Here is a 13,590-nt window from a genome sequence, read left to right as displayed (position 1 = left end):
GTCGGTGGGCGGGTGCTCGCGCTGAGCCGCCCCGTCCGGGTCAGCGACTACGTGAGCTCCTCCAGCATCACCCACCCGCGGCACTTCGACGTCGCGGTGCGGAGCGAGGCGATGGCCGCGATGCTCGCGGTGCCCATCATCGACGACACCGGACCGGACGGGACGCGCACCATCGCCGTGGCCTACGCCGCGCTACGAGGCCCGGGCGAGTTCGGCGACCGCGCCGTCGAGACGATGGAGGAGATCGCCGCCGACGCGGCCCGCGCGCTGCGGCTGGCCGAGCTCGCGGAGGCGGGCCGCGCGACCGCGGTGGCCGCCGAGCGCCAACGCATGCAGAACTCGCTGCACGACTCGGTGGGCGCGATGCTGTTCTCCATCGGCGCCCAGGTCCGAGACCTGCGTTCGACACTCACCGACAACCCCGCGCTGGGCAGCAGGCTCGGCCGGCTGGAGGCCGACATCTCCGCGGCCTCGCTGGCGCTGCGCGAGGCACTGCTCGCGCTGGCGGAGTCCGGTCCCGAACGGGCGTTGCCCGTCGAGCTGGCCGAGCACTGTCGCAGCTTCGAGTCCCGGACCGGGGTGCCGGCCCGGTTCGTGCAGCTCGGAGCGGTGCCGCCGCTCGACGCCGAGCGGACCGGACTGCTCACCGCTGCGGTCCGCGAGGGGTTGCTCAACGCGGAGAAGCACGCCGACGCGCACACGGTCGTCGTCAGCCTCGGTGCCGTGGAGGGTGGGGTGCAGGTGGCGGTGGCCGACGACGGCGCGGGCGCCGGGGCCGAGGGCCGGGGCGCTGCGGATCCCTCCGACGGCTCGGGGCTCGGCATCCGGATGCTGGCGGGCCGGGCGGCCCGGCTGGGCGGGCGGGTCAGCCTGGTCCACGAGGAGGACGGCGGCAGCACGCTGCGGATCATGCTGCCCAACCCGCCGGCACCCGGGGGCCGGCGATGAGCCCCGCGCGGGTGATGGTGGTCGACGACCACCCGGTGGTCCGCGACGGCGTCGCGTTGCTGCTGCGGGCGGAGCCCGCGCTCGCCGTGGTCGGCTCGGCGGAGTCGGGCCGGGCCGCCCTGGAGCGGGCGCCTGCCCTGCGCCCCGACCTGGTACTGCTCGACCTGCGGCTGCCCGACATGCTCGCCCCCGAGGTCGTGGTGGGCCTGCGGCAGGTGTGCCCGGCCGCCCGGATCGTGGTGTTCACCGCGCACGGCGACCACCACGGTGTACAGGCGGCGCTGGACGCCGGCGCGCACGGATGCATGATCAAGGACGCCGCCGCGACCGACCTGGTGGCCGCGCTGCGCCGCGTGCTGCGGGGCGAGCGGGTGGTCGATGCGCGGATGGTGCCCGGTGAGGCGGGCAACCGGGCGGCCCTGGCCCGCAGCGGGCTGACCCGACGCGAGTACGAGGTGCTGCGGCTGGCCGCGCAGGGCCGCACGAACCCGGAGATCGCCGAGTCCACCGGGCTCGCCCGCAACACCGTGAAGACCTACCTGCAGTCCGCGCTGCACAAGCTCGGCGCGCGCAACCGCGTCGAGGCCATCGGCAAGGCCAGCGAGGCCGGCCTGCTCTGAGCCCGGCCCGGCACGGAGCCCGAGCCGGACGACGCAGCGGCCGGCACGGGTTCCGCGGCCCGGCGCCCGCCGGTCCCGACCCCGAGCCGGGCTCGGGGCCGGGCCCGGGTCGGTCTCCGGGCCGTCCCGGAGGTCCGTGTGCACCGGGCCCGGCAGGCTCGATGCCATGGAGCCGACCACCGAGCACACCGCCCGCCCGACGACCTCCGGCGAGGTCCCCGGCGCCACCGCCGCGGACACCCCGGCCGCGACGCCCAGCGGCGCGGCCTTCACCACCGACCCGTGGGCCGGGTTCGCGACCGGCCCCGGCCCGGCCGCGCTGCCGCCGGCCCCCGGCCCGGCCCGGGAGCGCTTCACCCTGCGCCGCAGCCGCACCGACCGGATGCTCGGCGGGGTCTGCGGGGGCCTCGCCGCGAGCCTCGGTGTGGACGCGGCGCTGCTGCGCATCGGCCTCGTCGCGCTGACCGTGCTGGGCTTCGGCGCCGGCGCGATCATCTACCTGGCCGCCTGGATCCTGGCGCCGGAGGAGGAACCGGCCGTCTGATCCGGCGAGGCGGACAGCAGCCTGGACGTCGCCGGCGAGAGCCCGCCACGACGATCAGGCTGCTGGCCGCGGGCGGCGATCACACCACGTGGGCGCCCTCGTGCCGGATCCGGTGGCGCACCTCGGCGTAGTGGTGGGTCTCGTAGCCGATCGAGGCGATGAGCACGAGCGCCAGCACGGCCGGCGTGACCACCGCCGGCAACCCGGAGACCGCCGCCGACGTAGAGCAACACCTTCTTCAGGCCCAGCGACATCATGATGATCCCCAGGATCATCCGCAGGTGCAGGAACGTGTACCCGCCGCGGGCCAGCCGGATCCGCCGGGCGCCGTGGGCCGCGGCCAGAGCGCGTTCGGCCAACAGCGACGTCACGTCGAAGTAGGCCCACCACATCGCTCCCGTGACGGCCGGCCCGAGCACGGACGCGACGATGATGGGCCACGAGATCGGCAGCGCGGCCACCCCGATCCCGACGGACACGATCGATTCGCCCAGCGCCACGATGATGATCGCGCAGACGAACAGGGCGGCCATCGCGACGAACATCGCGACCCGGACCACGCCCTCGTCGGCGCGCACCAGGTTGCACAGCCAGCTGTAGCCGGCCCAGCACCACCACAGCACCGTGCGGATGAGCGCGCCGCGGCGCCCGCTGCCCAGCGGGACGAAGAAGGCATACCGGGAGTCCGGCCCGTCCGGCCCCACAACGCCGCAGGGGCGGCACCCGGAACCCGGGCGCCGCCCCTGCGGGACGAGCGGTACTGCGGTGGCGCAGGACTCAGAAGTCCATGCCGCCCATGTCGGGCGCGCCGCCGCCGGCCGGAGCCGCGTTCTTCTCCGGCTTGTCCGCGACCACGGCCTCCGTGGTGAGGAACAGACCGGCGATGGACGCCGCGTTCTGCAGCGCGGACCGGGTGACCTTGGCCGGGTCGATGATGCCGGCCTTGATCAGGTCCTTGTACTCGCCGGTGGCCGCGTCGAGACCCTCGCCGGCGGGAAGGTTGCGCACCTTCTCCGCGACGACGCCACCCTCGAGGCCGGCGTTGACGGCGATCTGCTTGAGCGGAGCCTCCAGCGCGACCTTGACGATGTTCGCGCCGGTGGCCTCGTCACCCTCCAGGCCGAGACCCTCGAACAGGCCGGCACCGGCCTGGATCAGGGCGACGCCGCCGCCGGCGACGATGCCCTCCTCGACGGCCGCCTTGGCGTTGCGGACGGCGTCCTCGATGCGGTGCTTGCGCTCCTTGAGCTCGACCTCGGTGGCCGCGCCCGCCTTGATCACCGCGACACCGCCGGCCAGCTTGGCCAGGCGCTCCTGCAGCTTCTCGCGGTCGTAGTCGGAGTCGGTCCGCTCGATCTCGCTGCGGATCTGGTTGACCCGGCCGGCGATCTGGTCGGGGTCACCGGCACCGTCGACGATGGTGGTCTCGTCCTTGGTGACGACGACCTTGCGGGCCCGGCCCAGCAGCGACAGGTCGGCGTTCTCCAGCTTGAGGCCGACCTTCTCCGAGATGACCTCGCCACCGGTGAGGATGGCCATGTCGGCCAGCATCGCCTCGCGGCGGTCACCGAAGCCCGGGGCCTTGACGGCGACGGACCGGAAGGTGCCACGGATCTTGTTGACGACCAGGGTGGCCAGCGCCTCGCCCTCGACGTCCTCGGCGATGATCGCCAGCGGCTTGCCGGTCTGCATGACCTTCTCCAGCAGCGGGAGCAGGTCCTTGACCGTGGAGATCTTCGAGGCGACCAGGAGGATGTAGGGGTCCTCGAGCTCGGCCTCCATCCGCTCCGCGTCGGTCACGAAGTACGGCGAGATGTAGCCCTTGTCGAAGCGCATGCCCTCGGTGAGCTCGAGCTCGAGCCCGAAGGTCTGCGACTCCTCGACGGTGATGACGCCTTCCTTGCCGACCTTGTCCATCGCCTCGGCGATGAGCTCGCCGATCGTGGGGTCGCCGGCCGAGATCGAGGCCGTGGCCGAGATCTGCTCCTTGGTCTCGACCTCCTTGGCGGTCTTCAGCAGCTGCCCGGAGACGGCCTCGACGGCCTTCTCGATGCCGCGCTTGAGGCCCATCGGGTTCGCACCGGCGGCCACGTTGCGCAGGCCCTCGCGGACCAGCGCCTGGGCCAGCACCGTCGCCGTGGTCGTGCCGTCACCGGCGATGTCGTCGGTCTTCTTGGCAACTTCCTTGACGAGCTCGGCCCCGATCTTCTCGTACGGGTCCTCGAGCTCGATCTCCTTGGCGATCGACACACCATCGTTGGTGATGGTGGGCGCGCCCCACTTCTTCTCCAGGACGACGTTGCGGCCGCGCGGGCCGAGCGTCACCTTGACGGCGTCGGCGAGGGTGTTCATGCCGCGCTCGAGCCCGCGGCGCGCCTCCTCGTCGAACGCGATCTGCTTCGCCATGGGGGTGTTGTCCTCCGATTGGGATGACACGTCTGTCGAGCCCGGTGCCCGCGACGGACGACCGGCAACCCTGCGCCGGCCTCACCGACCCGACTTGGCACTCGGACAAGCCGAGTGCCAGGCCCGTTTTTAGCACTCGGAGTGGTCGAGTGCAAGACGACCCCCCGGTCCGCAGGGGCGCCGGCGCACCCGGGAATGCCGCGGGGGCCGGCCCACGTGAACCCACGTGGGCCGGCCCCCGATGTGCGTTGAACAGCTCGGATGGCCCGGCCGCCCTGATCGGGGCCGATCAGATGCGACGGACGGACTCCGCCTGGCTACGGCCGTCCCGGCCCGCCGTCGTCTCGAACTCCACCCGGTCGCCCTCGTCCAGGGTGCGGAACCCGTCCGCCTGGATCGCCGAGTAGTGGACGAAGACATCCGGCCCGCCGTCGGTGGCGATGAAGCCGTAGCCCTTCTCCGAGTTGAACCACTTGACCGTGCCCTGAGCCACGGCACCTCCTGTTGTTGCGTACGAACGCGGCCGACGCTACCTCAGGAGGTGGGGCAGGATGCGGGCGTGGCGAGCCCCGATATCCCGACGCGAAACCCCAGAACAGTCGACGAACACCAGGCCGTCGTGGCCGCACTCGTCCCACCGGCGCCGGTGCAGGACGTCCCGCTGGCGCAGGCCGCCGGGCTCGTGCTGGCCGCCGATCTGACCGCCCCCATCTCGCTTCCGCCGTTCGACAACTCGGCCATGGACGGGTACGCCGTGCGCGCCGCGGACGTCGCGGACGCGACCGACGAAGTGCCCGTCGAACTGCCGGTTGCCACCGACATCCCGGCCGGCCGCACCGATGTCCCGACGCTCGAACCCGGCACCGCGCACCGGATCATGACCGGCGCCCCGCTGCCGCCCGGCGCCGACACGGTGGTGCAGGTCGAGCTGACCGACGGCGGTGTGGACAGGGTGCGGATCCGGCGCGGTCCGGCGCCGGGCACCCACGTGCGGACCGCCGGCGAGGACGTGCCGGCCGGAACCGTCGTGTTGCGCGCGGGCACCGTGCTCGGCGCGCCGCAGATCGCGCTGGCCGCCGCCGTCGGCTCCGCGACGCTGCCGGTTCGGCGCCCGCCGCACGTGCTCGTGCTGTCCACCGGCTCCGAGCTGGTCGCGCCGGGCACCCCGTTGCAGCCCGGGCAGATCTACGAGTCCAACGGACCCATGCTGGCCGCCGCGGTCCAGGACGCGGGTGGTCACGCCGAGCTGCTGCGGTTCGTGCCCGACGACGTCGCCCAGTTCCGGCAGGTGATCTCCGAGCGGGTCGCCGAGGGGGTGGACCTGGTGCTCACCTCGGGCGGGGTCAGTGCGGGCGCCTACGAGGTGGTCAAGGACGCGCTCACCGGCCGCGGCGTGGATTTCGTCCGTGTCGCCATGCAGCCCGGCGGGCCGCAGGGCGCCGGACGGCTGGAGGTCGACGGTGCCGGCGACGCCGTGGGCATCGTGACCCTGCCGGGCAACCCGGTCAGCTCGCAGGTGTCCTTCGAGGTGTTCGTGCGCCCCGCGCTGCGGGCCGCGCTCGGGCACCCGCACCCGCACCGGCCGGTCGTCAAGGCCACCCTGGCCGAGCCGATGACCTCGCCCGAGGGTAAGCGCCAGTTCCGGCGTGGCGTGCTCGATGCGGTCGACGGAACCGTTCGTGAGGTGGGGTCACCGGCCTCGCACCTGCTCGGTGCCCTCGCTCAGGCCGACTGCTTGATCGTGCTCCCGGAGGACGTCACGTCCGTCGGGGTGGGTGACGCGGTGGAGGTCTGGCTGCTGGACGGCCGATGAGTTCACCCGAAAAGTGGTGTAGATCACCGAGGATGGCTGCAACACTTCGCCCGTCCGGGACGTCAAACAGGTGAGCGTTCGGCCGATCGGTGCACTTCACTGGCTTCCTCTCCCAGTGAGCTGGACGATGACTCCGATGCTCGGGGATACTTTGAGCACGAGGTGGGTACCCACCTCTTGACGCAAAGGACCTACCGCCCGTCGCTGGGGAGCGGACGAGCGGTTCCACGGCCGGGGTCGCTGTCTCGGGGGATGGCGGCCCCGGCCCTTTGCGTCCTGCGCCTCGCGTACCGTGGCCGCCATCAGCGCGGCTCGAACGGGCCGCCACGGCGGAGGAGTCGAACCGTCCCCATGCCCGAGCAGACCGGGACCTCGTTCAAGCACATCGCCGAGTTGGTCCGGGCCGCCGTACCGCCGATGCACCCAGGGGGCCGCCCCATCGTGGCGGCGGTCGCGACCGGCGCCGGCCTGATCCGCGCACTGACCGGCCGCGGCACGTTGCTCGGCCTGGCCGCCACCGCGGGTGTCGCCGCGTTCTTCCGGGAGCCGCGCCGCGTCCCACCGACCCGTCCCGGCATCGTGCTCGCTCCCGCCGACGGCACCGTGGCGACGGTGTCCGAGGTGCTGCCGCCCGCGGAGCTCGACCTGCCCCGTGAGCCCGCGCCCCGGGTGAGCGTCTTCCTGTCCGTGCTCGACGTGCACGTGCAGCGGATCCCGGCGAACGGCCGGGTGCTGGCCGTCGAGTACCGGGCGGGGAAGTTCCTGTCCGCCGACCTGGACAAGGCCAGTGAGGACAACGAGCGCAGCGCGCTCCTCCTGGAGACCGCCGGCGGCGCCCGGATCGGCGTCATGCAGATCGCCGGGCTGCTGGCCCGCCGGATCGTGTGCGAGGTCGGACCCGGCGCCGAGGTCGCCGCGGGCGAGACCTACGGGCTGATCCGCTTCGGGTCGCGCGTCGACACCTACCTCCCGGCCGGCTCGCGGGTACTCGTCGCGCCCGGGCAGCGCACCATCGGCGGGGAGACGGTCCTCGCCGAGTTGCCCGACGGAACGGGCTGAGCGAGATGCCCACCTACACCGCCGGCGTCCGGTTGCTGCCGAACGCCGTCACCGTGCTGGCGCTCTGCGCCGGCCTGTCGGCCGTCCAGCTCGCCCTCGCGGGGCGGTTCGAGCTGTGTGTCGCCGCGGTCGGTGCGGCCGCGCTGTGCGACGCGCTCGACGGCCGCCTCGCCCGGATGCTCGACGCCAGCTCACGGATCGGCGCCGAGCTCGACTCGCTGGCCGACCTGGTGTCGTTCGGGGTGTCGCCGGCCCTGGTGTTCTACATCTGGCAGCTCGAGGCCAACCGGTTCGGCTGGATCGTCACGCTGATCTTCGCGGTGTGCATGGCGCTGCGACTGGCCCGGTTCAACACCCTCATCGACGACGAGGACCAGCCGCCGTTCGCCAAGGAGTTCTTCGTCGGGGTGCCGGCGCCGGCGGCGGCGCTGGTCGCGGGGATCCCGCTCTACCTGTGGCTGCACTTCGGTCCGGGCTGGTGGTCCGCCCCGCCGACGGTCGGGTTGTGGGCGCTGTTCGCCGCCGGGCTGATGGTGAGCCGGCTGCCGACGCTGTCGCTGAAGACGGTGCGGGTGCCGCAGCGCCTGGTCGCCCCGCTGCTCGTCCTCGTCGGGCTCGCGGCCGCGGTGCTGCTCACCGCGCCGTTCCTCGGTCTCGCCGTGGTCGCCGCCGGGTACCTGGCGACGATCCCGTACTCGATGTACCGCTACCGCTGGATGGCCCGGCACCCGGAGGCCTGGGACGTGCCGGTGCGCGAGCGCCGTGCCGTCGCCCGCGCCGCCCGCTCGGCGCGCCGGCTGGGTCTGCGCCCGCCGCTGCGCCGCCGGGTCGCAGGCCGGGCGAGCGCGGTGGCCCGGGGGGTCGTGCGCCGGCTCGGTCCGGACGACCGGCTCGAGGATCGCAACGGGCGGTCCGGAGCGTCCGGCCCCCCGCCGGCCACCGGCCCCGCCCCGCTGCCACCGCGGGGCAGCCGGCGCCTCGGCCTGCGCCGTCGCTGAGTCGCCCGTCCCGAGCGGCACGCGCGGCGCGGTCCCGGACGGCCCGGGCACCGGCGGTCCGAGCGGGGTGCTCGGCGGACGGGTTCGGTTCTCGGTCCGGGCTCGGCGGGTGCATCGCCGCGGGGGCCGCACTCCGTCCCCTGCGATCGGTGGCCGCTAGCGTTCGGGGGTGCCCGCTCCCACCATCACCCTCGTCGCCCGGCTCGCGGCCTCCGCCGCCGACGCTCGGCGCGGCGTGGTCCGGCTGCATCCCGAGGTCCTCGACGCGCTCGGCCTGCGCTCCTGGGACGCCGTCGCGCTGACCGGCACCCGGGTGACCGCCGCCCTGGCCGTCGCCGCCCCGCCGGACAGCCCGCCGGGGCAGGCCCGTCTCGATGACGTCACGCTGTCCAACGCGGGGTTGACGGACGGGGCCGAGGTTGTCCTCGCCCCGGTTGCGGTGATCCCGGCGCGCCGGGTCGTGCTGGCCGGTTCCCGGCTGACCCAGCCCGTGCTTCCTCCCGACGCCGTTCGCCTCGCACTGCTGGGGAAGGTGCTCACCGCGGGAGACGCCGTCTCGCTGCTGCCCCAGGACATCGCGCCGCCGCCGGGCGCCGACGTTCCCGGCGCGCGCCGGCGGCTGGCCAACGCCGTCGGGGGCGGGTGGACCACCGAGCTGCTCACCGTGGTGAGCGCCGAGCCGGCCGGGGTCGTCGCCGTGCAGCCGTCCACGGTCGTCGGCTGGCAGGACGGCTCCAGCACCGGTCAGCCGGCCGACCCGTCCCCGGCGTCCCGCCCGGCCGTCGGCAGGGCCCCCGGGCCTGCGCCGGGAGCGTCCGGCTCGCCGGTGCCCGCAGTGCCGGCGAGCGCCGAGCCCGTCCTCGCCGTCGACGAGCTGGTCGGCAACACCGACGCTGCCCGCCGGCTCGTCGAGTGGCTCGATCTGACCCATCGCCGTCCGGAGCTGCTGGCCAGGCTCGGCGGTTCGCCGCGGCTGGGTGTGCTCGTCGTCGGTCCGGAAGGGGTGGGCAAGGCGACGCTCGTGCGCAGCGCGACCGCCGCGGTCGGTGTGGGCTGCGTGGAGCTGGCCGCCCCGGCCGCGGCCGCGCTGGAGCCCGCGTCGGCGTCCGCCCGGGTGCAGGAGGTGATCACCGCGGCCCGCTCGGCCGCGCTCGGCGGCCGCCCGACGGTGCTGCTGCTGACCGATGTCGACGCGCTGCTGCCCGCCGCCTCCCCGCCGCCGCTGGCGACCCTGGTCCTCGACGCGCTGCGCGAGGCGGTCGCCACCCCGGGGGTCGCGGTGGTGGCGACCACGGCGACGCCGGAGGGCGTCGACCCGCGGCTGCGCGGGCCGGAGCTCCTGGACCGCGAGCTCGGCCTTGCGCTGCCAGACGTCCGCACCCGGACCGAGCTGTTGCGCCGCCTGCTCGCGGGGGTGCCGCTGGCCGACGGCGTCGACCTCGCGGCGATCGCTGAGCGGGCTCCCGGATTCGTCGCGGCCGACCTGGTCGCGGTGCGCCGCGAGGCCGCGGTGCAGGCGGCGCTGCGGCACAGACTCCCGGCGAACCCTCCCGCCATGGACCTGGCGGACGACGTCGACCCCCTGCTGGACGCGCCCGACTCCCGGCCGCGGATTCACCAGCAGGACCTGCTCGACGCCGTGGCCTCGGTCCGGCCCATCTCGATGTCGTCCTCGGACACCCTGCAGACCGGCGGTCTCACCCTCGACCAGGTGGGCGACATGGTCGAGGTCAAGCAGGCGCTGACCGAGGCGGTGCTGTGGCCGCTGCAGTACCCCGACTCGTTCGCCCGGCTCGGCGTCGCCGCGCCACGCGGCGTGCTGATGTACGGCCCGCCCGGCTGCGGCAAGACGTTTCTGCTGCGCGCGCTGGCCGGCACCGGGCAGCTCAACGTGCTGTCGGTGAAGGGGGCCGAGCTGCTGGACAAGTACGTCGGGGAGTCCGAGCGGGCGGTCCGGGCGCTGTTCCGGAAGGCGGCCGACGCCGCACCCGCGCTGGTCTTCCTGGACGAGATCGACGCGCTGGCGCCGCGGCGCGGGCAGTCGAGCGACTCCGGGGTGGCCGATCGCGTGGTGGCCGCGCTGCTCACCGAGCTGGACGGTGCGGAGCCGCTGCGCGACGTCGTCGTGGTCGGTGCCACCAACCGGCCCGAGCTGATCGACCCCGCGCTGCTGCGGCCCGGGCGGCTCGAGCGGCTGGTGTACGTGCCCCCGCCGGATGCGGCGGCGCGCACCGAGATCCTGCGCGCGGCCGGGCGGAACACGCCGCTGGCCGACGACGTCGACCTCGACGCGCTCGGTGCCGAACTGGACGGGTACTCCGCGGCCGACTGCGCCGCGGTGCTGCGCGAGGCGGCGCTCACCGCGATGCGGGAGTCGCTGGACGCGGCCGAGGTGACCGCGGCCCACATCGCGGCTGCGCGCCGGGCCGTGCCGCCGTCACTGGACCCGCTGCAGTTGGCCGAGCTGCAGGCCTACGCCGACCGCAGGACCTGACCCGGACACACGACGGCCGGCAGGTCGCGAGACCTGCCGGCCGTCGCGCGGTGTGCGCGGGGGAGCGGACGTCAGCGGCGCTGGTAGTCGTTCGTGACGATGACGATGAGGCCGGGGCTGGCGTCGCCGAGCCCTTCGAAGCGGGGCTCGACGCGCATGCTGAACTGGTTGCCCAGGCTCTGCGCGGCGGCCAGCTCGTTGGTGCCCGGCCGGTAGTACACCGTGCTGGTCGGGATGATCCCGCTCGGGTAGTTGGCCACCGACTCGACGGCCCAGCCCGAGCTGCGGAAGTCCTCGGCCGCGCGGGCGGCCAGCCCGGTGATCGTGCTGTTGTTGTAGACCCGGAGCGGGACGCGCACGACCGGAGCGCCGCCGCCGCGGGGGGCGGCGATCCCGCCGCCGGGCGCGGCGGAACCGGCGGGGTCCCCGGACCCGGCGGCCGGTGGGGGTGAGGTGCTCGGCGGGGCGGCGATCCCGGCGGTCGGCGTGGCCGCGAAGGACGGCAGCGGCACCTCGCCGGTCGGCGACGGAGCGGCGGCCGCGGGCGGCTCGGCCGCCGCGCTGCCGGACGCCTCGGCGCTGGTGGGCGCCGCGACGGACGGCCCGCCGTTCCCGCCGGTGGCGAGGGTGGCGAGCCCGATGACACCGGCGATGACGCCGACACCGAGGAGGGCGAAACCGCCGATCCGCAGCGGCGAGGATCCCCCGGGCGAGGCGGGTGCGGTCACGGCAACCTCCGAGAACTCAGCGAGCCGATGGGGGAAGGGCCGGCTCGGGTCCGGCGGGCGGGAGCCCCGAGATCAGTAGCGGGATGCTGACGGTCACCACGGCTCGATGCCCAGGCGACGGGCGGCGCGGGTGCGCTGGCGGCTGGCCCGCAGCCGGCGCAGACGCTTGACGAGCAGCGGGTCGGCGGCGAGGGCCTCGGGCTTGTCGACGAGGGCGTTGAGCACCTGGTAGTACCGCGTGGCCGACATGTCGAACAGTTCGCGGATGGCCTGTTCCTTGGCCCCGGCGTATTTCCACCACTGACCCTCGAACGCGAGGATCTCGCGTTCCCGGCGGTCGAGCTCCCGGACCGGGTGGGCGGCGGGGACAGCGGCCCCGCTGGGTTCCGTGGCGGACTCCATCACGCTCCTCGGACATCGCTAGCTCACGATCACGGAATGACACGGGTGTCATTCGCGGCGGCCATTAGACCACGCGAGACCGACACCGACCGGGTAGGGACGCGCCACTCCGAGGCGTGAATCCGCATCGGATTCGTGGGCACGCAACGTCTCCGGCCAGGTCGAGGCTAGCCTCCGGGTGTGACAGTCCGACCCATCCGCATCATCGGAGATCCCGTCCTCCACACGCCCACCCGGCGTGTCGAGGTGTTCGACGACGAGCTGCGCACGCTCGTCGAGGACATGTTCGAGACGATGGCCGCGGCACACGGCGTGGGGCTCGCGGCCAACCAGGTCGGGGTCGACCTGCGGCTGTTCGTCTACGACTGCCCCGACGAGACGATCGGCGAGTTCAAGCGCGGCGTCGTGATCAACCCGGTGCTGGAGACCTCGGAACTGCCGCAGATCATGCCCGACCCGGACGAGGACGAGGAGGGTTGCCTGTCGGTACCCGGTGAGCAGTTCCCCACCGGCCGGGCCGACTGGGCGCGGGTGACCGGGGTGGACCTCGACGGGCAGCCGGTCTCGGTGGAGGGCCGTGGGTTCCTGGCCCGGTGCCTGCAGCACGAGACCGACCACCTCGACGGCACGATCTACGTCGACCGGCTGATGGGCCGTTACGACCGCGCCGCGCGCAAGACGCTCAAGCGCAACGGCTGGGGTGTCCCGGGGCTGTCCTGGGACCCGGCGACCCAGCAGGCCGGGGAGGCCTGAGCCCCGGCCGGGCCCGGCGATCGGGAACACCGCACACCCACCCGTCGTTCGTTCTGTGCAACGGTGTAAGCACAGCGAGGACGGGCGAGATGGACGAGCTCGACGCGTACTCCCGGACGGTCAGCACGGTCGCCGCGGAACTCACCGGCAGGGTGGCCGCCGTCCGGATGGGCCGGGGCAGCGGATCGGCGGTGGTGTTCAGCGCCGGGGGGGAGCTGCTCACCAACGCCCACGTGGTGGGTGACGCCCCACGGGGCCGCGCCGAGTTCGTCGACGGCTCCGAGGTCGCCGTCCGGGTGGCCGGGGCCGATCCGCTCTCGGACCTCGCCCTGCTGCGCGCCGAACCGGCCGCCGCGCTGCCGGAACCGGTGCGCCTGGGCGACGCCGACAAGCTGGTCGTCGGCCAGCTGGTGGTCGCGGTCGGCAACCCGCTGGGGCTGGCCGGGTCGGTGACCGCGGGCGTGGTCAGCGCGCTCGGGCGCTCGCTGCCGACCCGTAGCGGGCGCGCCGGCCGGGTGGTGGAGGACGTCATCCAGACCGACGCCGCGCTCAACCCCGGCAACTCCGGTGGCGCCCTGGCCGACGCCCGGGCCCGCCTGGTCGGGATCAACACGGCGGTGGCCGGGGTCGGGCTCGGGCTCGCCGTCCCGGTCAACGCGACCACGCTGCGGATCGTCGACGCGCTGCGGGCCCACGGCCGGGTCCGGCGGGCGGGAGCCCCGAGATCAGTAGCGGGATGCTGACGGTCACCACGGCTCGATGCCCAGGCGACGGGCGGCGCGGGTGCGCTGGCGGCTGGCCCGCAGCCGGCGCAGACGCTTGACG

Annotated in this window: 13 protein-coding genes and 2 pseudogenes; 9 read left to right on the top strand and 6 right to left on the bottom strand. The window is 74.4% G+C overall.

Features of this window, described 5'->3' with window-relative positions:
* The 3 genes from HF519_RS26690 to HF519_RS33590 all read left to right on the top strand — a co-directional run.
* On the top strand, positions 1-948 hold a 948-nt coding region (locus tag HF519_RS26690), incomplete at its 5' end, for a sensor histidine kinase (protein WP_169415752.1).
* Positions 945-1,568, top strand: a complete 624-nt coding sequence (locus tag HF519_RS26685; RefSeq protein ID WP_169415751.1) for a response regulator — start codon at positions 945-947, stop codon at positions 1,566-1,568. The genes HF519_RS26690 and HF519_RS26685, both read left to right, overlap by 4 nt.
* A gap of 166 nt (positions 1,569-1,734) precedes the next feature.
* Positions 1,735-2,112: a PspC domain-containing protein gene (locus HF519_RS33590; protein ID WP_169415750.1), complete on the top strand. Its 378-nt coding sequence runs from the start codon at positions 1,735-1,737 to the stop codon at positions 2,110-2,112.
* Here the strand turns inward: HF519_RS33590 and HF519_RS26675 are convergent.
* The 3 genes from HF519_RS26675 to HF519_RS26665 form a co-directional block, all read right to left on the bottom strand.
* Positions 2,064-2,816: a low temperature requirement protein A gene (locus tag HF519_RS26675; protein WP_169415749.1), complete on the bottom strand. Its 753-nt coding sequence runs from the start codon at positions 2,814-2,816 to the stop codon at positions 2,064-2,066. The two genes, HF519_RS33590 and HF519_RS26675, sit on opposite strands and share 49 nt — an antisense overlap.
* 73 nt (positions 2,817-2,889) lie before the next feature.
* Complete coding sequence (groL, locus tag HF519_RS26670; RefSeq protein WP_169415748.1) at positions 2,890-4,518, bottom strand: chaperonin GroEL; 1,629 nt, start codon at positions 4,516-4,518, stop codon at positions 2,890-2,892.
* A gap of 289 nt (positions 4,519-4,807) precedes the next feature.
* The gene (locus HF519_RS26665; protein ID WP_169415747.1) at positions 4,808-5,011 is read right to left on the bottom strand and encodes a cold-shock protein; all 204 of its coding nucleotides are present in this window, start codon (positions 5,009-5,011) and stop codon (positions 4,808-4,810) included.
* Between the two features lie 66 nt (positions 5,012-5,077).
* Between HF519_RS26665 and moeA the strand changes: the two genes are divergently transcribed.
* From moeA to HF519_RS26645, 4 genes are all read left to right on the top strand, one after another.
* Positions 5,078-6,331 carry a molybdopterin molybdotransferase MoeA gene (gene moeA, locus HF519_RS26660; protein ID WP_312860368.1) on the top strand — a complete coding sequence of 418 codons (1,254 nt, stop codon included), beginning with the start codon at positions 5,078-5,080 and terminating at the stop codon, positions 6,329-6,331.
* A 351-nt stretch (positions 6,332-6,682) separates the two neighbouring features.
* Entirely contained in the window at positions 6,683-7,390 is a 708-nt protein-coding gene (locus HF519_RS26655) for a phosphatidylserine decarboxylase (RefSeq protein WP_169415746.1), read from the top strand.
* 5 nt (positions 7,391-7,395) lie between these two features.
* Positions 7,396-8,388: a CDP-alcohol phosphatidyltransferase family protein gene (locus HF519_RS26650; protein ID WP_169415745.1), complete on the top strand. Its 993-nt coding sequence runs from the start codon at positions 7,396-7,398 to the stop codon at positions 8,386-8,388.
* Between the two features lie 169 nt (positions 8,389-8,557).
* Positions 8,558-10,882: an AAA family ATPase gene (locus tag HF519_RS26645; protein ID WP_169415744.1), complete on the top strand. Its 2,325-nt coding sequence runs from the start codon at positions 8,558-8,560 to the stop codon at positions 10,880-10,882.
* A 71-nt stretch (positions 10,883-10,953) separates the two neighbouring features.
* Here the strand turns inward: HF519_RS26645 and HF519_RS26640 are convergent, their stop codons facing one another.
* A complete protein-coding gene (locus tag HF519_RS26640) occupies positions 10,954-11,610 on the bottom strand; it encodes a LytR C-terminal domain-containing protein (protein WP_312860367.1) in 657 nt (218 codons plus the stop codon).
* A 93-nt stretch (positions 11,611-11,703) separates the two neighbouring features.
* Positions 11,704-12,012, bottom strand: a complete 309-nt coding sequence (gene napA, locus HF519_RS26635) for a nucleoid-associated protein NapA (RefSeq protein ID WP_169415743.1) — start codon at positions 12,010-12,012, stop codon at positions 11,704-11,706.
* Between the two features lie 180 nt (positions 12,013-12,192).
* Between napA and HF519_RS26630 the strand changes: the two genes are divergently transcribed.
* Both HF519_RS26630 and HF519_RS26625 read left to right on the top strand, forming a co-directional pair.
* Complete coding sequence (locus HF519_RS26630; RefSeq protein ID WP_169415742.1) at positions 12,193-12,765, top strand: peptide deformylase; 573 nt, start codon at positions 12,193-12,195, stop codon at positions 12,763-12,765.
* 89 nt (positions 12,766-12,854) lie between these two features.
* Positions 12,855-13,478, top strand: a pseudogene (locus tag HF519_RS26625) (S1C family serine protease); the annotation flags it as partial.
* Positions 13,479-13,511: 33 nt separating this feature from the next.
* On the opposite strand, the pseudogene HF519_RS31880 reads toward HF519_RS26625, so the two are convergent.
* Positions 13,512-13,590, bottom strand: a pseudogene (locus HF519_RS31880) (DUF3263 domain-containing protein); the annotation flags it as partial.

This window comes from Pseudonocardia bannensis, from assembly GCF_012911875.1.
GTDB lineage: Bacteria > Actinomycetota > Actinomycetes > Mycobacteriales > Pseudonocardiaceae > Pseudonocardia > Pseudonocardia bannensis.
This window is presented reverse-complemented; position numbering and strand designations above follow the sequence as displayed.